The sequence below is a fragment of the Paenibacillus sp. ALJ109b genome, assembly GCF_010747435.1.
Classification (GTDB): domain Bacteria; phylum Bacillota; class Bacilli; order Paenibacillales; family Paenibacillaceae; genus Paenibacillus; species Paenibacillus taichungensis.
Genome location: NZ_JAAIFP010000001.1, coordinates 66,352 through 88,380, shown reverse-complemented (window position 1 = coordinate 88,380; position 22,029 = coordinate 66,352). Strand labels below are relative to the sequence as shown.

Annotated in this window: 20 protein-coding genes and 1 riboswitch; of the genes, 16 read left to right on the top strand and 4 right to left on the bottom strand. The window is 43.6% G+C overall.

Translation table 11 applies throughout. From position 1 onward, the window contains the following. Window positions 1-294 precede the first annotated feature (294 nt). The 8 genes from G3352_RS00365 to G3352_RS00330 all read left to right on the top strand — a co-directional run bounded on the left by G3352_RS00365 (window position 295) and on the right by G3352_RS00330 (window position 10,626). Window positions 295-1,995 (top strand): NAD-dependent malic enzyme, encoded by a 1,701-nt coding sequence (locus G3352_RS00365; RefSeq protein WP_163752970.1) that lies wholly within the window; start codon window positions 295-297, stop codon window positions 1,993-1,995. A 534-nt stretch (window positions 1,996-2,529) separates the two neighbouring features. Beyond that, entirely contained in the window at window positions 2,530-4,008 is a 1,479-nt protein-coding gene (locus tag G3352_RS00360; RefSeq protein ID WP_163752969.1) for an Lsa family ABC-F type ribosomal protection protein, read from the top strand. 381 nt (window positions 4,009-4,389) lie between these two features. Next, on the top strand, window positions 4,390-5,544 hold the full coding sequence (locus G3352_RS00355; RefSeq protein ID WP_090949691.1) for a glycosyltransferase family 2 protein: 1,155 nt from the start codon (window positions 4,390-4,392) through the stop codon (window positions 5,542-5,544). Window positions 5,545-5,577: 33 nt separating this feature from the next. Next, window positions 5,578-6,858 carry an aminotransferase class III-fold pyridoxal phosphate-dependent enzyme gene (locus G3352_RS00350; RefSeq protein WP_163752968.1) on the top strand — a complete coding sequence of 427 codons (1,281 nt, stop codon included), beginning with the start codon at window positions 5,578-5,580 and terminating at the stop codon, window positions 6,856-6,858. Between the two features lie 61 nt (window positions 6,859-6,919). Then, window positions 6,920-7,951 (top strand): zinc-dependent alcohol dehydrogenase, encoded by a 1,032-nt coding sequence (locus tag G3352_RS00345; protein ID WP_163752967.1) that lies wholly within the window; start codon window positions 6,920-6,922, stop codon window positions 7,949-7,951. Between the two features lie 82 nt (window positions 7,952-8,033). Continuing rightward, window positions 8,034-9,278 (top strand): MFS transporter, encoded by a 1,245-nt coding sequence (locus tag G3352_RS00340; RefSeq protein ID WP_163752966.1) that lies wholly within the window; start codon window positions 8,034-8,036, stop codon window positions 9,276-9,278. A gap of 65 nt (window positions 9,279-9,343) precedes the next feature. Further along, a complete protein-coding gene (locus G3352_RS00335) occupies window positions 9,344-9,937 on the top strand; it encodes a DUF1349 domain-containing protein (RefSeq protein WP_163752965.1) in 594 nt (197 codons plus the stop codon). Window positions 9,938-9,984: 47 nt separating this feature from the next. After that, on the top strand, window positions 9,985-10,626 hold the full coding sequence (locus tag G3352_RS00330; protein ID WP_163752964.1) for an HAD family hydrolase: 642 nt from the start codon (window positions 9,985-9,987) through the stop codon (window positions 10,624-10,626). Here G3352_RS00330 and G3352_RS00325 read toward each other — a convergent pair. Further along, window positions 10,623-11,438, bottom strand: a complete 816-nt coding sequence (locus G3352_RS00325) for an AraC family transcriptional regulator (protein ID WP_163752963.1) — start codon at window positions 11,436-11,438, stop codon at window positions 10,623-10,625. The genes G3352_RS00330 and G3352_RS00325 overlap by 4 nt on opposite strands. Before the next feature lie 209 nt (window positions 11,439-11,647). Between G3352_RS00325 and G3352_RS00320 the strand changes: the two genes are divergently transcribed. The 5 genes from G3352_RS00320 (at window position 11,648) to G3352_RS00300 (ending at window position 15,541) form a co-directional block, all read left to right on the top strand. Continuing rightward, window positions 11,648-12,778, top strand: a complete 1,131-nt coding sequence (locus G3352_RS00320; protein WP_163752962.1) for an NAD(P)/FAD-dependent oxidoreductase — start codon at window positions 11,648-11,650, stop codon at window positions 12,776-12,778. Window positions 12,779-12,786: 8 nt separating this feature from the next. Beyond that, a complete protein-coding gene (locus G3352_RS00315; RefSeq protein ID WP_163752961.1) occupies window positions 12,787-13,077 on the top strand; it encodes a hypothetical protein in 291 nt (96 codons plus the stop codon). 46 nt (window positions 13,078-13,123) lie between these two features. Further along, a riboswitch (TPP riboswitch) is annotated at window positions 13,124-13,222 on the top strand. Between the two features lie 121 nt (window positions 13,223-13,343). Next, window positions 13,344-14,015 (top strand): thiaminase II, encoded by a 672-nt coding sequence (tenA, locus tag G3352_RS00310; RefSeq protein ID WP_163752960.1) that lies wholly within the window; start codon window positions 13,344-13,346, stop codon window positions 14,013-14,015. Window positions 14,016-14,058: 43 nt separating this feature from the next. Then, window positions 14,059-14,592 carry a GNAT family N-acetyltransferase gene (locus G3352_RS00305; RefSeq protein ID WP_163752959.1) on the top strand — a complete coding sequence of 178 codons (534 nt, stop codon included), beginning with the start codon at window positions 14,059-14,061 and terminating at the stop codon, window positions 14,590-14,592. Window positions 14,593-14,641: 49 nt separating this feature from the next. Beyond that, the gene (locus G3352_RS00300; protein ID WP_163752958.1) at window positions 14,642-15,541 is read left to right on the top strand and encodes a TetR/AcrR family transcriptional regulator; all 900 of its coding nucleotides are present in this window, start codon (window positions 14,642-14,644) and stop codon (window positions 15,539-15,541) included. A 162-nt stretch (window positions 15,542-15,703) separates the two neighbouring features. On the opposite strand, the gene G3352_RS00295 is transcribed toward G3352_RS00300, so the two are convergent. Next, window positions 15,704-17,143, bottom strand: coding sequence for a DHA2 family efflux MFS transporter permease subunit (locus tag G3352_RS00295; protein ID WP_163753329.1), 1,440 nt, complete (start codon window positions 17,141-17,143; stop codon window positions 15,704-15,706). A gap of 281 nt (window positions 17,144-17,424) precedes the next feature. Between G3352_RS00295 and G3352_RS00290 the strand changes: the two genes are divergently transcribed. Beyond that, complete coding sequence (locus tag G3352_RS00290; protein ID WP_163752957.1) at window positions 17,425-18,027, top strand: TetR/AcrR family transcriptional regulator; 603 nt, start codon at window positions 17,425-17,427, stop codon at window positions 18,025-18,027. A 64-nt stretch (window positions 18,028-18,091) separates the two neighbouring features. Here the strand turns inward: G3352_RS00290 and G3352_RS00285 are convergent, their stop codons facing one another. Next, the gene (locus G3352_RS00285; protein ID WP_163752956.1) at window positions 18,092-18,751 is read right to left on the bottom strand and encodes a hypothetical protein; all 660 of its coding nucleotides are present in this window, start codon (window positions 18,749-18,751) and stop codon (window positions 18,092-18,094) included. A 404-nt stretch (window positions 18,752-19,155) separates the two neighbouring features. On the opposite strand from G3352_RS00285, the gene G3352_RS00280 reads away from it, so the two are divergent. Continuing rightward, complete coding sequence (locus tag G3352_RS00280; RefSeq protein ID WP_163752955.1) at window positions 19,156-20,388, top strand: cytochrome P450; 1,233 nt, start codon at window positions 19,156-19,158, stop codon at window positions 20,386-20,388. A 164-nt stretch (window positions 20,389-20,552) separates the two neighbouring features. Here G3352_RS00280 and G3352_RS00275 read toward each other — a convergent pair whose 3' ends face one another. Next, window positions 20,553-20,828, bottom strand: coding sequence for a hypothetical protein (locus tag G3352_RS00275; RefSeq protein ID WP_163752913.1), 276 nt, complete (start codon window positions 20,826-20,828; stop codon window positions 20,553-20,555). A 188-nt stretch (window positions 20,829-21,016) separates the two neighbouring features. On the opposite strand from G3352_RS00275, the gene G3352_RS00270 reads away from it, so the two are divergent. Beyond that, complete coding sequence (locus G3352_RS00270) at window positions 21,017-21,976, top strand: ArsR family transcriptional regulator (protein WP_163752954.1); 960 nt, start codon at window positions 21,017-21,019, stop codon at window positions 21,974-21,976. Window positions 21,977-22,029 lie beyond the last annotated feature (53 nt).

Genomic DNA, 22,029 nt, shown 5'->3' with positions numbered 1-22,029 from the left:
CTTGAGCCCATACAAAAGGTGATAGAGCCACGAAGTTTCGTGGCTTTTTTGTATTCCAAGAGAATCTGTTTATAAAATGAATTTGTTGAAAAATGACAAAGTGATAAATTTTATTTATCGAAATGAAATTGAATTTCATTCATGAAAGTTTCATGAGTTCGTTTACATGCCATAGAAAATATTTTATAATTGTCATCGGAAGAACTGTAACTAACTAAAAGTTATTAAGTGTTAAAATTAAATTAATAAGACGTTAAAACGTCAAGAGACATCATGAAAGAAGGCAATTAGTAAATGAACTCATTTTTTGTAGATTCCAATGGAAACTTGAAAACCTCTTTGAAAGGTAAGGATGTTCTATCCAATCCCATGTTGAACAAGGGTACTGCCTTTAACGAAGAAGAAAGAAGAGAGCTTAACCTGAATGGCATCTTGCCACCGATGGTTTTAAATATTGAAGAACAAGTGAGTCGAGTATATCAGCAATTGCAAAATGAATCGGATAATTTGCGGAAAAGCATCATGCTTAGTGATTTGTTCAACCGTAATATTGTACTCTTTTACCGTCTAATGAAAGATCATCTTAGTGAAATGCTGCCCATTGTGTACACACCTACGGTCGGACAAGCCATTCAAGAATATAGCCATCAGTACCATAGACCTGGAGGTCTATATTTATCCATCAATGACATGGATGGGCTGGAGGAAGCTTTCCGTAACAGTGGATTACATGCTGGAGATGTGGATTTGATTGTTGTGACCGACTCGGAAAGTATTCTGGGCATCGGAGACTGGGGCGTTGGAGGTATTAAGATTGCCATTGGTAAACTCGCGGTATATACAGCAGCCGTAGGCGTTGATCCAAGCCGTGTATTGCCTGTTGTGCTGGATGTCGGAACCAATAATCCCAAACTGCTGAATGATCCATTGTATGTGGGCAACCGTCATGAACGGATTCGCGGGGAAAAATATGAGCAATTTATCGAAGCCTTTGTGAAAGAAACAACAAAGTGGTTCCCGGATATCCTGCTTCATTGGGAAGACCTGGGCAGCGTGAATGCCAGAAATATTATACAGAAATATGGGGAAGAACTCCTTACATTTAATGATGATATTCAGGGGACGGGTGCGGTTACACTTGCGGCAATTATGTCCGGAGTTCAAGTGACGGGTGTACCTCTTCGTGAGCATCGTGTCCTTGTATTTGGACCAGGGGCCGCTGGTATTGGTAACGCGGATCAGATTCGTGACGCTATGATGGAAGAAGGGCTTGAGCAGGAGGAAGCGGAGAGCCGTTTCTGGGCGTTCGATTACCGTGGAATCCTTACGGATGAGACGGAAGGTCTGTTTGAATTCCAGAAACCATATGTACGTAATGCTGCGGAAGTGAAAGATTGGGCGTTGAATGAGCAAGGGCAGGTCAGTTTGCTGGAAGCTGTGAAACAGATCAAACCAACGATCCTGATCGGCACTTCCGGTGTGACAGGTGCCTTTAATGAACAAGTTATCAAAGAAATGGCGAAGCATGTGGAACGTCCAATCATTATGCCAATGTCCAATCCGACCTCACTTGCCGAAGCAGCACCAAGAAGTTTGATTGAATGGACGGATGGCAAAGCACTGATTGCAACAGGCAGCCCATTTGAACCTGTCATGTTTAATGACACGTTGTATGAAATTGGTCAATCCAATAATGCTTTTGTGTTCCCTGGTTTGGGTCTAGGAGCGATTGTAGCAAAAGCATCGAAGTTCACCAAAAACATGTTTACCGCAGCTGCAGTGGCCGTAGCTAATTCGGTAGACTCCTCTGCACCAGGTGCTCCACTTCTGCCCAGAGTGAAAGAGTTGCATGCGGTTTCGTACAAAGTTGCAGTGGCGGTCGCCAAGGCGGCAGTGGAAGATGGCGTTGCGCGTGTAGAATTGAAAGACGTTGAAGAGGCTGTAAAAGCTGCCATGTGGCATCCGGTGTACAAACCGCTGTATGCGGCCGTTTAACAACTGAATACAGCGCGTGGTGACTATAAATCCTTGTGGGTCTGATAATGTGGATTTGGATTCAAAAAGGTGCACAACTTGATTTCTCGCCTTGACCCATGGCTGTATTCCATGTTAAGTTTCTGATATTAAATTGTTGAGCTTTTAAAGGGGGATAGAGCGATGACTGAATTAGAGGTTGTAGATGTTTATGTGAACCTGTCAACGAACATGAACACTGACATGGTTCACAACATAACTAATCAGAATCCGGCACTTTATCCTCCTATGCATAGATTATCTTGGTGTTAAATTTTTGAACGCCAAGTCTCTTTATCATAGTCAGGTTGATGTAACGCAAAAAAGCACCGGTGAATGGGGCTTTTTTGCGTTTTTTCATTTGAGGATATTCTAATCACTCTGACACGAGGGATATGTCATTCATGCAAGAACGGATTGAAATTCTGATTATGTTCAAATATAAAGTGAGGGACCATGTCGTGGTAAATTTCACGTCGGTTAACTTTTATATTTCACATAAAAAGGATGATCTTTATGTCTTTAATTAACGTTAGCAACTTAACCTTTGCCTATGATGGCAGTTACGATAATATATTTGAAAATGTGAGTTTTCAGCTGGACTCCGATTGGAAATTGGGCTTTACCGGAAGGAACGGCAGAGGCAAAACGACATTCCTCAATCTGCTGCTTGGTAAATATGAATACAGCGGAACTATTTCTGCGAATGTCAGCTTTGAGTACTTTCCTTTTCAGGTTAAGAATAAAGGAGCTATGACCCTCGATGTCATTGAAGAGGTCTATCCTGAATATGTACACTGGCAGCTTGTGCGAGAGCTTAACCTGTTAAAAGTTTCGGAAGATATCCTGTATCGGCCATTCGATTCCTTGTCTAACGGAGAACAAACGAAGGTGATGCTGGCTGCCTTGTTTCTGAAGGATAATCGATTTTTGCTCATTGATGAACCTACCAATCATCTCGATATTCATGCTAGAAAACTCGTTAGTAATTATCTTCGCAGCAAAAGTGGATTTATTCTGGTGTCGCATGATCGATCCTTTTTGGATAACAGCGTAGACCACATCCTGTCCATCAATAAAAATAACATTGAGATTCAGAGAGGGAACTTCTCCGCTTGGTGGGAAAATAAACAAAGGCAAGATCAGTTTGAACTTGCAAGTAATGAGAAGTTAATAAAGGACATCAAGCGTTTGTCCGATTCTGCCAAACGGACGGGTGGATGGTCGCATGAAGTGGAAAGAACCAAAAATGGTACCAGAAATTCCGGTTCAAAGGTGGATAAAGGCTATATTGGACACAAGGCTGCCAAAATGATGAAACGTTCCAAAAATATCGAGCAGAGACAGCAATCCGCCATTCATGAGAAGTCCAAACTTCTGAAAAATATTGAGAGTGCAGAACGTCTACAGATTCATCAACTGGATTTTCACAAAAAAGAACTTGTCGAATTGGAACATGTGTCGATTGCATACGGATCCAATACGGTATGTAAGGACGTGAGTTTCACAGTTGAAAAAGGGGATCGTATTGCACTTTATGGTAAAAACGGATCGGGGAAATCAAGCATCCTTAAACTGATCTGTGGTGAGGATATCCCTTATACTGGTCATTTTCGAAAGGATCATCAGCTTAAGATCTCCTATGTGTCGCAGGACACGTCTGATCTCGGCGGCCAATTATCGGATTATGCTGTCACGCAGGGAATCGATGAAAGCCTGTTTAAATCGATACTAAGGAAGCTGGATTTTTCCAGGCTGCAATTGGAGAAGGATATCTCAACGTATAGCGCAGGCCAAAAAAAGAAGGTGCTAATTGCCAAAAGTCTCAGTGAGCAAGCTCATTTGCACATTTGGGATGAACCTCTCAACTTTGTTGATGTCATCTCTCGTATGCAAATTGAAGACTTGCTGCTGGAATACTCCCCAACCCTTCTGTTTGTAGAGCATGACAGTGAATTTTGCGCAAATATTGCAACAAGAATTATCGAGCTATGAGCAAAAAGGAAAGATAAAAGATATACATTCTAAAAGCCACTACCTTATAACAACATATAATAAATGCAATATAACACCCCATTGTGGAGTCGGTCGTGTCATTGGATACGGACTCACTTTGGAGGTGTTTTTTTGCGTGGAGAGCTATTAGCGCTACTTGAAAGGCGGATATTTTGTTTTCGGTACATATTCAAATTTTAACAGAGTTCAGAATTTAAGATTTCAAACTTACAAAAAATGATATAAATTTCTAGTATATTCAAATCATTACCAAATTAAGACAGTAAATTTGCGACAAGGAGGTCGATAATCTGCACTGAACGCGCTACCGTTTCAACCCGCTTTTGCACGCATTCCATCATATCCAACAGGAGGGATTCCATGCTTTACACCATTATTGTGCCAGTTAACCAGGACTATAACATTTTGAACCTGTTCACGGACTCATTGCTACGGACCGTAAGCCCGTCCACTCAAATCATTTTTATCAACGATGGTTCCGGTTCTGCTGTCTTACAGCATTTGGAGAAACTGAAACAAGAGGTTAGAGAAGGTGTAACGATTGAAATTCTTCAGCATGACTTTCCACTCGGTTGTGCAGTATCAATCAATAGCGCGCTTCGGCGAGCAGAGGGAGATTATATTTTCTTCCTGGATTCCGATACGATCCTTCAACCGAACTGGCAATCAATGATGAAAGAGACGATGGACAGCGACATTACGATCGGTATGATTGGCGGTGTTCTGCTCTATCCGCAAACGGGAGGCGTGCAGCATTGTGGTATTGCATTTGCCGATACAATTGGTCGCCACTTATTTCTGAACGCTTCGCCTGAAGATATTCCGAAGGAAACATTTTCAGTTCAGCTTGTCGTATTCGCCATGTTCGGCATGAAAAGGGAAGTGTATGAAACGGTAGGCGAGCTGGATGAGAAGTTCTTTAACGGATATGAGGATTTTGATTATCAGATGCGAGCACGGGCAGCGGGATATGATACGGTCATTAATCCGAATATTCTCGCCTATCACTGGGAACGGAGCAGTGGCATTCATCGTAACTTTAACCGGAAAAACAATCTGGCACGTTTCTGGAAAAAGTGGGGTGGGGAAATTGAGGCCGATGTTTGGCCATTCGTATTCGGTCATCTGAAAGAACAGCTGGATAGCCAGAGTGAATATCAGCATCTGCCGATCGTTGGCATTGATCTTGCTGAAGTTCGCAGTGACGCGGATACGTTCTGGACCAAGCTGGAGGAAGCTGACATTGCACCTGTTGCTGAGGTACGTGACTATTCCAACCGTTTTAACTCAAATGGAGCTATCTGGCTGCCGCAGGTTCTGGGCAAGGAGCTGATTCATAGCGAGAACCGATTATTGTTTCTTGTGGACAATTTCGCCCGGTTGCTGGAAAACCGTTACTGGATCGAGATGAGACATGCTCATCGGGCTAAAGATCTGATTATTGATCTGTATGGCAATGTCATCACCATGGATCGCATATATGATGGCTGCTGGCCAGGCTCCAAAGTTCGCTAACTCACAAACCAAGTAAACAGGGAGGAACCAAAGGTGAAATCAAAAGAGAGCACGCTTGATCGTGCCGTAAGGTTTACACGGAATCTGGAGTGGTTGGAACATGTCGAAAAGGTTATTCCGAGCGGATGCAGTACGTTAGCCAAAGCACCAGAACGATTGTTTCCGGGATATACACCCTTATGCTGCGCAGAGGCGCGCAATTCCCGTTTTATAGATATCGATGGAAATGAATGGTTGGATTGTGAGATGGCCATGGGTACGGCGCCATGGGGACATGCACGGCACGAAGTTCAACTAACCGTCATCCATCAGCTGAAAAAAGGGACAAGTTATTCTATTCCTGCTGACATTGAACTTGAATGCGCTGAATTGATTTTGGAACGGTTTGAAGGCCGCTACCCCTCATTGCGATTCACCAAAAGTGGCGCCGATGCCGTCAGTGGAGCCGTACGTCTGGCTCGTGCGGGAAGTGGAAAAAGCAGGGTCATCGCGACGGCCTATCATGGCTGGCATGACTGGTCTGCCTATGGATACTATGGCCGTGAAACGAAAGAACGAGGCATCCCCGTGGATATCGAACGCACAACAATCTGGATAGATAAGCCCTCACCAGAGCGTATCGAGGCCCAAATCCAATCCTCTCCCGAGGATATCGCCTGCATTGTCCTTTGTCCAAATGAATGGCAACGTGAGCCGTTGGCGCAAGTTGTATCCCTATGTCGGTCATTGGATATCATTGTCATATTTGATGAAGTTACCTCCGGTATTCGAATGGGCAAGCAAGCTACAGCTGGGGAGTATGATATCTGGCCGGATCTGCTTTGTATTTCCAAAGGCATGGCAAATGGACTGCCACTCGCAGCCGTAATGGGACCAGAACATCTGATGTCATTATCAGGACAGGTCAGATTCAGCAACGCGCATTCCAGCGAGACCACTGCGCTCGCGGCAGCGATTGCATGTGAGCGATTGATGAAAAGCGCTAAAGTATGGCCTAGCTGGCGCGAGGCCACCATTCGAATTATGGATCTGATTGAAGCTGAACTCGTACTTCTTGGATTAACCGATCAATTGGTATTGAAGGGTACCTATGCGAGCTTCTCCATTAGCTCTATTTCGGAGGAAAATTTTCATACCGATCCTTTCCGTGAGTTTATGGTCAAAAGAATGGCGCACTTCGGAATTTTTACCAAAGGGTATTTTATTTTCTCAGATGCTCATACCCGGGATGAATTATTGTGGGTAGAGGAAGCTCTCTTGCAGACACTTTCAGACTGGAAAGAAATGCTGAAACAGGAACACCTTTCGAATTGAGATTTACGAAAACGTTTAAAATTTTTATTCAAATAAGAACATCGACTAGGAGGAATATTCAATGAAAGCACTCGTATATCAGGAGCTTAAACAGGTGACTTACCAGGATATTGATGAGCCAACCATACAAAAGCCAAACCAGGTAAAAATTAAAATCTATGGTTCAGGCATCTGCGGTACAGACCTGAATATTGTCAAAGGCAAAGTGCCGGCGAATAAAGGAACGATTATTGGTCATGAAGGTGTAGGTACAGTGGTTGAGGTGGGCGACGAAGTTCGTGGTTTCAAGATAGGTGATCGGGTATTGGTTGATCCCACGCAATCTTGCGGTACCTGCTCCTATTGCCGTGAAGGTCTGTTCATCTACTGCGAGAATTTTGATGACTATCAAGTAGGGATGACGACACATGGAACCTTTGCTGAATATTTTGTTGGGGACGAAAAATATATCTATGCCATCCCGGATTCCATGAGCTGGGAAACGGCCATGATGATCGAACCACTGGGATGTGTACTTCAGACGTTCATGAAAGCAGGGACTAAGCCTAGTGACTCTGTACTGGTCCTCGGTTCTGGTGCAATAGGTTCCCTATGTCAGCTTGTGAGCAAACGATTGGCAAGGCTTACTGTAGGCACGGAAGTTGATCCATTCCGCAAAGAGTACGCTTCAGAGATCGCGGATCATGTGTTCTATCCTCAGGAACTGACGCTCGATAAAGTATACGAGATCAATAATAACAAGAAGTTTGATATTGTAGTGGACGCGGTTGGTAACCAGCTTCATGTAGGATTTGAGATGATTGCCAAAGGCGGCAAGATCATTCCTATGGGTTATGACGACAGCTATGAGGTCACGTTCAAATCAACTGCCGTGATTAATGATGGCATCAGTATCATTGGTGCGGTAGCTAATCACTCGATGATCAGTACAGCATTGAAATTTGCACAAAGTATTCCGGAACTGGAGCAAATGGTTACCTCTACGAAACTGCTGAGTGATTATGAACAGGCATTCAATGGGACAATCGGGTATCATCTGCGTACCGGAGAGAAGTTGCCCATGAATTCGGTTAAAACAGCTCTGATCTTGTAAGCATGTAGAATTGGTGGTTTTGCCGCTGCGAAAAGCAGGAATTCGCGGCGGTGAAACACCGCAGAAAAGGGGGAGATATCGATTGAAGCTGCTACAGGATTTGCCGAGAAATCCGCGGTACTCCATCTTACTTGAACCGGTATGGGCCATTCCGGGCACGATTGTTCTTTTTTATGCTCCCTTATATATGAAGGAAGCCGGACTTTCGGATATTGAAATTGGTTTGATCAATTCGGTGAATCTTTATTTTGCCTTTATATTTCAGTTATTTGCGGGTTCAATCACGAATAAGCTTGGTCGCAAGCGAACAACACTGATTTTTGATTTGATTGCCTGGAGTGTTCCCATGTTCATCTGGGCTTTCTCCCAGAATTTTTGGTTGTTTCTGATCGCTTACCTGCTGAATGCAACCTCCAAATTTGTGACGGTTTCCTTCAACTGTCTAATTATTGAGGATGTTGAGGAACACAAGCGATCCAAGGTATTCGCCATTCTTAACATGATCATTACTGGTGCTGGAGTACTGACACCGATCGCCGGGGTAGTGATTGCCGATTTTGGCATTGTGCCAACACTAGCCAGTATTTATTTTGTCGGTGGCATTCTCATGACCGTAATGTTCTTCATTCGCAACCGATATACGGATGAGACCGCAGTAGGGAAGGAACTTATGGGAATGCATAGCCAAACCCGGGTGATTCAGAGTCTGGCTTCCAGTCTGCGACTTTTCGGCAAATCGTTCTACAAGCGGAGGCTTTTACCGATTATTCTCATCACGGTGTTGTCCAATCTGATCCTGCAGTTGAACTTTTTTCAGGTGATTTTTTTCAAGGAACAGTTAAAATTCAATGATCAGATTATTTCATATATCCCGGTCGTCACCGCTGTAACCGTCATGCTCTTGTATTTAGTCATTATCCCGCGTCTGAAACGGCGTTCAGAAGAAAAGTATGTCAGTTTCTCGATCATTTTGAGTACAGTGGGGGCAATACTTTTTCTGTTGATACCTGCGGGGAATATAGCCATGTTATTTCTGACTCTAATTGTACTGGCGGCAGGCAATTTCATCTTGCAAACGTATCGGGACTCATTGCTTATGAACCGATTGGGTACACATGAAAAAGCGGATATGTTCTCGGCAGTGCAGACCGTTATGACGTTAACAGCGATTCCATCAGGTTACCTGACAGGGCTGCTGTATCACTATAACCCCGTGCTGTTATTCAGTGTCATTCTTGTACTTTATATCGTACTCATGGTCATCATGTTATTCCTCCCTGATCCCCAGAAACACTCCCAGGCAACCAGCACTTACAAAAATATGTAGGAGAAGGGGTTTTCTGTATATGAAACGAATATATAATACAGAAAATGAACCTGGGAGGCATAGAAATGACAAACGTATTTGCAACAGAAACAAGAAACCAAATGAACTGGATTAATGAACCGAAGACCTGGTCTTATACCGATCAAGGAGTTCTAATTGTAGAAGCTCAGGCTGATACAGACTTTTTCCAGGACCCAGCAGGTAAGCATATCCGTGCAACCGCGCCATTTCTGTCGATGCCGGTGCCTAACGATTTTGAAATGACGACCCAGCTAACCGTGGACATGCAACATCAGTATGATTCCGGATGTTTGATGGTGATGGCGGATGAGCGAAACTGGTGCAAACTTTGTTTTGAGTATGATGGAAAAGCAGCTACCATTGTGTCGGTAGTAACGAAGGAAGGGTCATCCGACGATTGCAATTCGGTTGAAGTTCCAGTAACCAATCCTTATCTGCGCATACGCAAAGTGGAGGACTGCATTTCATTCTTTTATTCACCCGATGGGGTGGAGTGGAAATTAATTAGATATTTCGGCATGCCGATAGAGGGGGAGATCCGGGCTGGAGTTGTTGGACAGTCACCAGCCGGAACGGGATGCACCTGTCACTTTTTATCGATGAATGTTTCCCGCCCGGACGTGACTGCACGCTTCTAGGCCCATCTCCCTGCCAATCGGCTAATCATTGGAGGGAGAAAAGCGGAATGGTAAAAGCTTTTATTTTGGATTTTGATGGACTTATTGTGGACACGGAGACACCTTGGTTCTATGCTTTTCGCGATATTTATAAAGAGCATGGACTTGAACTTGGCCTGGAGCTTTGGTCGAAAAACGTAGGAACATCGTTTGAAGAATTTCATCCTTTTCAATACCTGGAGCAAGCGCTGCAAAAACCGATCGATCACGATCATATCAAGCTGCTCTCTGAACAGAAATACGAAGCATACCTTGGACAGGCAGCAATTCTTCCAGGCGTACATGAGTTGCTCCAGTCTGCCCGTAAAAAGGGAATTCAACTTGCCGTTGCTTCCAGCTCTACCCGGGATTGGGTTCATGGTTATTTGCGGACACTCGGCATTTTCGAACTATTCGATGTCATTCATACAGCCGAGGACGTCAAGCGGGTCAAACCGGACCCGGAATTGTATCTGCTTGCCCTGGAGAGTCTCGGGATCGGGGCATCCGAAGCGGTTGTGTTCGAAGACTCGCCGAATGGACTGAAGGCAGCCAAAGCCGCGGGGATTCGCTGTGTCATTGTGCCTAACGAGGTGACACGTAATCTGGAATTCTCGAAGTATGATCTGCGGTTAACCTCGCTCGCAGAGATCACGATGGAAATTCTTTAACCCTGGTATTGCTTGCGTAACTCAATAGGAGAGATTCCTTCATATTTTTTGAAAACGGATCCAAAATAACTGGCGCTGTTGAAACCGACAGCCCGAGCAATCTCGTGGGCCGTTATTCCAGCGTCATGGACGAGCATTTCCTTGGCTTTCAGTAACCGATATCGTGTCAGATAATCAAGCGGAGTCATTTGGAATTCCTTTTTGAATATCCGATTTAAATGCTGTTCGGTGACGTCCATTTGCTGAGCCAGCATGGTAAGCGAAATATCCTGATCATAATTTTGCTTGATAAAAGTAACCAGTCCGCCCAGCTTTAATCGGGCATCCGAGCGTTCATAAGCACCATAACGATCGCCATCAATAGTTAACCTGACCAGAAGCATGTACAGCAATGCGGATACGTGCCAGATCTGATCCTTGTGCCGGGACTGCAGCGCCAACGTTATTTCATGCAACAGGATATGAAGCATTCCATCCGGCTTGAAGGCGCGCAGCTCCCCGATCTGCAAGGTATGCAGAAACCGGGGCAATAAATAGCCATTAAAGGACAGACAATCGAATAACAATGAATCATCCAGATTGTCGTAACGATATGTTACCTCCGGAAACATAATAAGAGCTGTTCCTTCCCGAATTGAACACTCGTGATTTTGGGCTGCGATTTTCCCTGTTCCCCCGATACACTGCACAATACTGTAATCCCGTGAATGGCCGTTCCAATTCATTAATTCATCTACGGTTAGCTGATTTTGACCTGTAATCATAAGCGGCATATCGGGATCCAGTGAATTCCCCATACTAGGTTTCGGCATCGTTGTGTTATTCCTCATTTCGTTAAAGGTCGTGTGCGTAAATGGCGTGGATACAGAGTTAAAAGAAACCTGATTTGAATTATATTACATAATTAACATTTTATCGAAAACCTTTTAGGAACACGTTTCATAATGTCGATGCCTTGCCATTATCAGACCATACAGTATACGCTATAATGGATACAGTGATTTAGGAAAGGGATGCAGTCATGAAGAAAGTCATCGTCGTAGGATCAGGAATTCTTGGGGCTTCCACAGCGTATCAGTTGGCAAAACAGGGTGCGGAAGTTCTTCTTATAGACCGGAAAGATCGAGGGCAGGCTACGGATGCTGCTGCCGGGATCATCTGTCCCTGGTTATCTCAGCGCCGTAATCAGGATTGGTATCAACTTGCCAAGGCGGGTACACGTTTTTATCCCGGGTTGATTGAAGAACTCAAGAGTGAAGGGGAAACGGAAACGGGTTACGCTCAAGTGGGTGCTCTTAGTATTCATACGGATGTGGACAAAATCAACAAGATGCAGGAGAGGGCCCACCTTCGTAAAGAAGATGCACCGGAGATTGCCGATATTACCCGTCTAGATGCAAAAGAAACTCATGAGCGTTTTCCTCTTCTGGAGGAGAGCTTTCAGTCCGTCTACATCAGCGGAGCCGCGCGTATTGATGGGCGTGCGCTGCGTGATGCCTTAATTCGATCGGCACAACGAAATGGAGCGGTCCTGATTAATGGGGACGCCACACTTCAATATGAATTGAACCGAGTAAGTGGAGTTGTTGTGGACGGTAAAGTCATATCGGCTGACGAGGTTATTGTGTGTGCCGGCGCTTGGGCTAATGAACTGTTGAAGCCCTTGGGCATTGATTTTAAGGTTCATTATCAGAAGGCGCAAATTATGCACTTACAGGTTCACGATCGAGAGGACACTGGGAACTGGCCTGTAGTCATGCCTCCTTCGGATCAATATCTGTTAGCCTTTGATCAACAGAAGATTGTGATCGGTGCGACTCACGAAAATGATATTGAAGGATACGATACAAGAGTAACCGCAGGCGGAATGCAGGAAATTTTGAATAAAGGATTGGAACTGGCTCCCGGTTTAGCTGAAAGCACGTTTCAGGAAGTAAGAGTAGGATTTCGTCCATTTACACCAGGTTTTCTTCCGGTAATGGGTGCTGTTCCAGGTTGGAATGGCTTGATCGCAGCTAACGGGCTTGGAGCATCTGGGCTAACGATGGGGCCTTTTATTGGCAGTCAACTGGCCAAATTGGCTTTGGGTATGGATTTGGATATCGATATTCAGCCATATGACCTTGGAAAAGCAATGGATGATCAGAAATGAGGTGAACTATGACGTATTCACAGCGCTTAACTCACGGCTACTCCTCAGACGTCATCTATCTGGAGCACCAGATTGCCATCGCAGAGGAGGACTTGGCAAAAGCTGAGGAAAAGCGGCGGGCATATGAATCGGATTTAGATCAGTTAAAGACGTCTCCCGGGTATCATTCAACTTCAGCAACGAACGTCTCTAATGAGGAAAAATGGGTCGATGAGTTAACGAAATTGCAAAGTATGATTAAGGATATCCGGACCCGACTTAAGAACTTGCAAGAAGATTTAGGGGAACTTGAAGATTAATAGGAATGGATTGACATTTGGAAAAACACATGTTGTAATAAGCCTGAGCTATTTGCAGGGGGACTGTTCGCAGTTGAGAAGGCTAAAACCTGACCCTTTGAACCTGTTAGTTAATACTGACGTAGGGAGCAAATGACATGTACTCATGTTATTTTGCCCTTGCCGAAAATAGGACAAGGGCTTTTTGGTCTGCATTTTGGATGACAGAACGCGATAGCTGGATGTGAAGCGGGGACATAATAATTTTAATAAAAGGAGAAATGATCATGTCATTTTCAAGAACGTTAAAAGATAAGTCCAGAACCGTATGGGAAGATGGATACAACCATCCTTTTTTACACGAAATGGGGAAAGGCACACTGGATCGGGAAGCGTTTAAGTTTTATCTTCTTCAGGACTATACATATCTGATTGAATATGCGAAGATTTTTGCCATGGGTGCGGTGAAGGCGACAGATGAAAAACTGATGACGAACTTTACGGTGATTCAACATGCTATTCTGTACGAAGAAATGGATTTGCATCGAAATTATATGAATGAATTTGGGATTACGCTGGATGAACATCATGCTGTCAAACCCTCTCTATACAACAAGGCGTATACGTCGAATATGATGAGTGTTGCACAAACAGGTGGGGTTGCCGAAATCATCGCCGTCATTTTCCCTTGTGCGTGGACGTATTACGACTATGCTACAAGATTAAAAGAACAATATCGAGATTCATTAGAGGGCAATTTCTATCAGACTTGGATCGAAAATTATGCAAGTGATGACTTCCGCGACTCATTCGAATGGTTCTATGATACACTGGATGCATTATGTGAACATAAAACCGAGCAGGAGCTGGAGGCCATAGAAGACATATTCAGAAGAAGTGTTGAATTTGAATATCTGTTCTGGGATATGGCGTATAAACGGCAACTCTCGTACTTCTGATGAATGCAATCTACTACAACCAGAGATAAGGATGAACATACAGATGGACAATCGTGAGGAACGTATCTATTTGCGATTTTTGAACGTGGAGGACGCGCCGACACTGCTGGATTTGCAGTTCCGTAACCGGGCTGTTTTCGAAGAGATATCGGCAAGTGAACGATCGGAGACTTTCTATACACTGGAGGGTCAAGTTGCACTTCTTGAAGGTTGGAACAAGGCCAGAGAAGAAGGGAAACGTTACTCTTTCGGAATCTTCCTGAACAATACACATGAGCTCATTGGAGAGATTTCTCTGTTCGAACTTGAACTGGATTCCACAGCCAAATGGATTGTTGGTTATGTGCTAGATCAAGTGCAGAATGGCAAGGGATACATGAGCGAAGCCCTTCGGTTAGCACTGGATTTTGCTATGAATGAAGCGGGAATAAAACGAGTGGAGGCTGGTGCACTTCCCGACAATGCCGGATCAATTCGAGTGTTGCGTAAAGCGGGCTTCCAAGAAACGGACCGCCAGAATATTAAAATCAAGGGAATTTGGAAGGAACATGTGATGTTTGCAGTGGATTTGCAGTAGATTGTTGAATATCGTAACGTGTACCACCTAAATCATCCAGGGGGAACTTATGAATAAACGGAAACAAATGTTATTGGACTCAGCACTTGTGCTCTTTGAGAAACATGGAGTAACCAACACCTCCATACAGATGATCCTAGACGAGTCAGGTGTGTCCAAAGGAACATTTTATAAATTCTTTGGTTCCAAGGATGATTGTATTCTTGCCATTCTGGAGCAGCGTGTACAGGAAGATATGATGATTCGCAAAGATTTGCAGAGCCAAAGCTATGCATCCGATTTTGACTTACTGGTGGATCAAATTATGGTGCCGATGATTTTGCCGGAAAAAAAGCTTGTTGTGGAGCTATTCTGGACAGGCTTCTATTCTGGAGAATGCAATCTGGAGAACTTGACTCGTATGCAGTTAAATTGGTTATCTGAACGACTGGTACAGGTATTTGGTGAAGAATTAAAACCCTTTGCTTATGAAGGGGCTATTTTTGGTTTTGGCATGATACATCAAATCTCGAATATGTGGAGAAACTTCCATCTTGCCCAACCGAATTGGAACCATCTTGTGCCTAAAATCCTGAACTACATTGAAATTTTGCTTCGTTCCATGCTGGAAAGGCAAGAGCATATTGTTGATTTTCCAAGTCTGTTGGTGATCGCTCCTGATTCCAAAGAAATTGCGGTGGATAAAAACAATCTGATTGAAGGTCTTCAAAAATTCAATCATTCTATTCTCCACTCGGAAGTGTCTATTAAAGCGAAAGAACTGACCAAAGGACTGCTTGCTTTAGTCGAGCAAAAAGAGATCAATATTTCCATGTTGGAAGTAACGCTGCAGGCGTTTCAAACGGAATTTGAATCGTCTTCTATGAATTGCGAAGCTAGCAGAATTGTCAAAGACTGCGGCTTATATCTCGAACAAATCAGGCAGGTTCCGATGGAGAAAACGAAATAGAACACGTTAGCGCAGCGGTTCTCACTGAAGTGCAGAGGCTCCTGTTCATTTGTAATACACAAAAAAAGCGGCAGATTGGACGTAAAGCTTAGGGTCCTGATCTGCCGCTTTTTATATAAGATACATAGGCTCTACATGATGTAATTCATGTAAATGTTGTTCTTAATTTGTATTCATCGAGACTTTTTGTCTTACAGGCTGCTTGGAGTCTTCCTCCGTCGCTTGTTTGGTACGTTTGATGAAGAAGGAAAGTAGCAATCCGAGAACGGCAATGCCGATAATGACAACATAAGCATCATTAATTCCCTGGATCATGGATTCCATTCCCAACTGTTGCTGGGTTAAACCTTTGGCTGCACCCGTTGCCACCATGTCCTGTACATGTGCCGTTGTGCGACTAGTCATTACACTTACGAGCAATGAAGTACCCACAGCGCCAGCTACTTGTCTGACGGTGTTGGATATCGCTGTACCATGTGGCCCAAGTCTTGGAGGCAGTTGATTCAAACCTGCCGTTTGGATAGGCATCATGAGCAAGGCCATACCAATTCGGCGACCTGTTGACATTAAGACCAGGTAAGTATAACTGGTAGAATCGGTTAGATCGATGAAACCAATAGTGGTTACGATCGTGATAACCATCCCGATAATTGCCAGCCATTTTGCGCCAAACCGGTCAAACAATCTACCTGTTATTGGCATCAGGAAGCCCATGACAAGCGCCCCTGGAAGCAATAATAATCCTGACTCCAATGCCGTGTAGCCCCGTGCATTTTGGAGGTATAAAGGAAGCAACATCATATCAGCATACATGATCATCGTGATCGCGATATTAATGACCGTGGTCAGTGAGAACATATTATACTTGAAAGCACGCAGATCGAGCAGCGGATTTGTAGACGCGAGCTGTCTCCATGTGAACAGTCCAAGAGCAATAACTCCTGCTGCAAGGCATATGATTACTTCTGCACTTGACCATCCCAGACTTCCCGCCCGACTGAAGCCATACAGCAATGCACCAAATCCAATTGTGGACAGCAACACGCTGAGTGTGTCGAACTTGAGTTTGATTCGTTCCGATACATTTTTGAGATATACAAACGCAAAACCAATAACAATAACGGTTAGTGGGATCATTCCGTAAAACATCGTTTGCCATGTGTAGTTCTCAAGAATATATCCAGCAAGGGTTGGCCCAATCGCTGGAGCGAAAATGATGGCAAAACCGACCATACCCATCGCTGCTCCCCTTTTCTCAGGAGTGAACAGGGTTAGAATGACATGCATCAACAATGGCATGATAATACCAGCACCAGCTGCTTGAACCATACGTCCTGTCAACAATGTACCGAAATTACTCGCAAGGGCAGATATAATCGTACCGATGAGGAAAATAAACATCGAAGCTTGAAATAATTGCCGTGTCGAAAAACGTTGCATGAAATAGGCAGTGACAGGAATGAGTACACCATTCACCAGCATGTAGCCTGTCGTAAACCATTGGGCTGTTGCTGCTGAGATATTAAAATCCCCCATCAGCTCCGGAGTTGCCACGCTCATAACGGTTTGGTTCAATGTGGCAAGAAATGCACCCAATATCATAACAAACAGTATGGGGCCCTTTTTTACGTCATCTCTTTCTTTTAATCTAGCCTGACTCAATCCATTCCATCCTTTCAATCCACACGTGACTAAATTTACAACGTGTTGTATAGTTTACATTGTATTTATTGAATTATATACATATTCCCGGAGATTACAATTTACGATTTTGGGTATTTTCGTTGCTTATTTTACGAAAAAATAAAATATGTCGTCTAATTCGGAAATAAACGACTGATCATTTAAAATTGTAATTTTTAAAATTTGAGGAGTGATTTTGCATGAAGAACGAAAAGAAGCCTGCTACAGATCCTCGTATACTTCGTACAAGACAGTTGATTCGTGATGCTTTTGTAGATCTATTGCAGGAAATGGACATCGAGAAACTATCGGTCAATCGGATTGCAGAACGAGCGACGATCAACCGCGTGACCTTCTATCTGCATTATCGGGATATCACAGACATGATGGAGAAAATGGCGGATGAGATGATTGAGCACATTGAACGGATTGTGGACGAACATGCTCCTCAATTTGAAGATGCTGCCAATGATGGTTGGCCAGTGCTAGTGAAATTGCTTGAACACTTTGCTGACCACTCCAAATTCTATCGCGTCGTTCTTGCGTCAAGAAGAACCCCCATTTTTACGGAGAGACTATTGAAATTGCTAACGAAACTTGTTTCAGCTAAGATCGAAAGTTTGGAGCTGGGAAGCACACTTGAACAAGCAGGTATTCATAAGGAGATCGCCATCTGGTACAGTTCCTCAGCCCTAATTGGGACCATTGTATCCTGGCTTCGCAATGACATGCCTTATGCACCGCATTTTCTAGCCAAACAGTTCTCTTTAATTCGTGCTTATTCTTACAATGACTTGATATAACAAAAAAACATCCAGCTATAGTCAGAATCAACTATACGCAGATGTTTTTCAAGAATTTAACGGGCTACGCTCCTGTCGGAGTTCGTAATATCATATACAGCCCAATGAGTGCTGCCAGAGCACCAAAAATAATGCCAGACAGTCCATTGTAAAAGGTGGGATCTCCTTTGTATGAAAATGACATGATCGCAGTTTGTGTTAAGGAAAGTGAGATCAATGAAGAAGAGAAGTTCGTCAGTTTGATGGCTTCGATGACCGGCTCATTATTCCGTCTCGCCATAATGGCGCCCCCAAGAGAAACGGCGATTTCAGTAAAAGTAACGGCAGCTATAATGAAGGCGACATAGTGAGGATAATGCGTCCTGCTGCCTGTAACGAATAATAACTTACTGCAATAGATGATGTAGACCACACTTGAAGCGAGTACAATATTGCCTATAAATCGGTATGCAGCGTATTGTTTTTTTAGGATTTCCTCCGGGCTGGAATCATCAAGATTCGAGTCCTCATGTGCTTTTGCTGCGTGATACTTGGCAACAGCGATGCCGATATTATAAAAAGCGTTAATGCATAAAAAGAAGGAGAGCGTAAAAATCCCTAAAAGTATTTTCCCAACCGCGATAAGGGCATTTAGTGGAATAGATAATTTTGCAAAGTAGATAATGCGATTATTTTTAACTTTAAAGACAGATTCTCCTCTATTCAATGGACGTATCCAATTCACTTTATCCCTCCCGAACGAAAACCCGATGTGCAAAGAATGAGTCTAGTGTTCAAGCATACCATAGTAAACCATATGGTCCACGTATTAGGTTTAGACATGTTCATGCTTACCTATCTGTAATCCTGTATTATAACCGTTAGGAACTTAATTTTCGTCATAAATGTACTATTAGTATAAAAATACACCTTAAAATATCCATAATATGAATATAGTTCAAAAGTTTCATTCCAAATAATATACGGTTAGTATAAAATGGTTGTGCGCTGAACTGTCAATTCATGTGCCAACCAAAGGAGGGATGAAAAGGAAACGAAGAACTGGAGTGACGCCGTGGCATGATTATCAGAGACATGGAAGAAATCCCTCTTTGCACTGGATAAAAATAGTTTTAAGGCGGTGTTTGGATGTACAAAGAAGTGATTCGAGTTCACGATATAACCAATTTTCAGTCCAGATCGGAAGAGTTTTTTCCACTTCACTGGTTTCGGAAAATGTTGTCGGAAAAACCTGTTTACTATCATGAGGATACGGATACCTGGAATGTATTCAGATATGACGATGTCAAGCAGGTACTAAGCAATCATGAATATTTTTCATCCGAAGGATCAAGAACAACCATTTCTGTTGGGGCGAAAAACAAGGAAGGCACACCGCCGGACAAAATGAATATTTCGAGCATAGATCCACCGCGTCATCAAAAAAGCCGTTCGTTGCTTTCTGCTGCTTTTACCCCCCGCAGTTTAAAAAACTGGGAGCCGCGGATTCGGAACATTGCCAAGCAACTGGTGGAGGATATCGAACTCAATACAACGGTTGACATCGTGCAAGCTCTGGCAGCACCATTGCCTTCCATGGTTATGGCTGATTTGCTGGGCATACCGCTGAAGGACAGCCACCGCTTCAAAAGCTGGGTAGATATTCTGTTTCAACCCGCCAATAGAGAAAATGCAGAGGAAATGGAACTGAAAAAGCAAGTCGCGGCACAGGAGTATTATCAGTTCCTTTATCCCATTGTCGTTCAGAAACGGACTCTGCCTGGCGACGATATCATTACAGACCTGTTGAAAGTGGATGTGGACGGCGAGAAATTTTCCGACGATGAGGTTGTTCGAACCACAATGCTTTTGCTGGGGGCTGGTATCGAAACCACCAGTCACATGGTTTCCAGTACATTTTATTCTTTTCTCTATGATGACCCCAACTTGTATGTTCAATTACGAGAGAACCCTGAGTTGATCCCACTTGCGGTGGAAGAGATGCTTCGTTATCGCTTCCATAATGCCAAGCGACATCGGACCGTTAAGAAAGATAATAATCTCTTGGGTGTAGAATTGAAAAAAGGGGATGTCGTTATCTCCTGGATGAGTGCGGCGAATATGGATGAAACCATATTTGAAAATCCGTTTGATTTGAACATTCACCGTCCCAATAACAAAAAACATCTTACCTTTGGGAATGGTCCGCATTTCTGTCTAGGTGCTCCACTGGCGAGAATGGAATTAAGTGTTGCTTTGACTGCATTTGTAGAAAGGGTACCTTTTATTGAATCGGATGAATCATTTGAGTTGGAAAACAACCTTACCGTCTCGGCTCCAGGCCAGTCCCTGACATACTTGCCTGTGAAGATTGTGCACTAGGAGAAGGATTAAAATCATACAGTCAAAATAACAAAAGCAGTAGATTGGATGTGTACCAACATCTGATCTACGGCTTGTATAACGTTCAAGTTTTTTCTGAGCTGTTTACGTAACAGAATAGAGAGGGACATACAACAGTAACTATACAATACTATATGAGAAGATCACATTAGTGGAGGTTGCGATGAAGACTCGAAGTGGTCTTCTTTCTGCATCATGTCTCTGTTTTCGTTAGGAAGGGAAAACTGCTGAGCGAGAAGCTGCTGTTCCTTGATGAGAAGATCAACTTTATGGTGCAGATGGTCCAATTGTTTGTTGTAGTGTTTGTACGTGTAGAATCCGATCACAGCCTTAATCGCGAAGAAAATAACAGCTGCCGTAATAATCAATATATAGTTAGAAGCAATATGCCTGATCCAGCTATTGAGTTCACTTATCACGTATAACACTTCCTTTCACAAGAAATGCAGATTACTTCTATTCATTGCCTTCGTTACAGGAAAGATTACGTGGAAAATGTTCTCAGATGTATTCCTCCGAAAGAAGGATGGAGCATAGCAACATTGTGTTTATTCCTGTTATTAAGTAGAATTATTTTAATTAATATTTTCCAAAGGAGAGCAAATACGTGCTGGAACTCAGCTTTAACGACCCGGAAAAACTGGTAACTGTAACCCACGCCTTATCGACTCGTTCCCGGATTGACATTCTCCAGCTTCTTAATGCTAACAAATTAAACATTATCGAAATTGCCGAAGCACTTAACCTGCCCGTGTCAACGGTAGCCAACCATATTAAAGTGCTGGAGGCGGCCAATTTAATACATACGGAAATGCTCCCAGCCTCTCGTGGGGCCATGAAGGTGTGCAGCCGCAATTATGATGATATTCATATTGCCCTGGATCGAGGGGGTTCCTTTCCCACACGGGATACGAATGTCTACGAAGTTCAGATGCCGATAGGGCATTACAGCGACTGTGAAGTTGCGCCAACATGCGGCATGGCGAGCACGGAGGACATGATTCTGAAGGAAGACGATCCGGCAAGCTTCTATCATCCCAAGCATATTGATGCTCAGATCATTTGGCTGGCAAAAGGTTATTTGGAATATTTGCTTCCGATGGATATTCCGCAAGGTGCAACGATTGAATCTTTGGAATTGTCCATGGAAATCTGTTCTGAAGTAGCAACCTATAACAATGATTGGCCCTCGGATATTTCTGTTTGGGTGAATGGCACTGAGATCGGGATGTGGACTAGTCCCGGAGATTTGGGCGACCATCGTGGTAAACTGAATCCGACATGGTGGTCTGATGGTTCCACACAATACGGCATTCTCAAAAAATGGCGTGTGGACGACAACATGACCATGCTGGACAAAGAGAAAATTTCGGATGTGTCCCTGTCAGATCTTCATCTTGAGGATAAACACAAGTTAAGATTACGCATTGGAATTCATCCGGATGCTAGGCATCAGGGAGGCATGAACCTGTTTGGCAATGAGTTCGGAGATCATGAACAGAACATTATTATGCAGGTAAGGTATACGATGAATGCAGGTGATAAGGATGCGAGATATGCCAAATAACGGTACCTAATGTATCGTGAGTATCGAGCGTTTTAAACCGAACTTGTTTCATC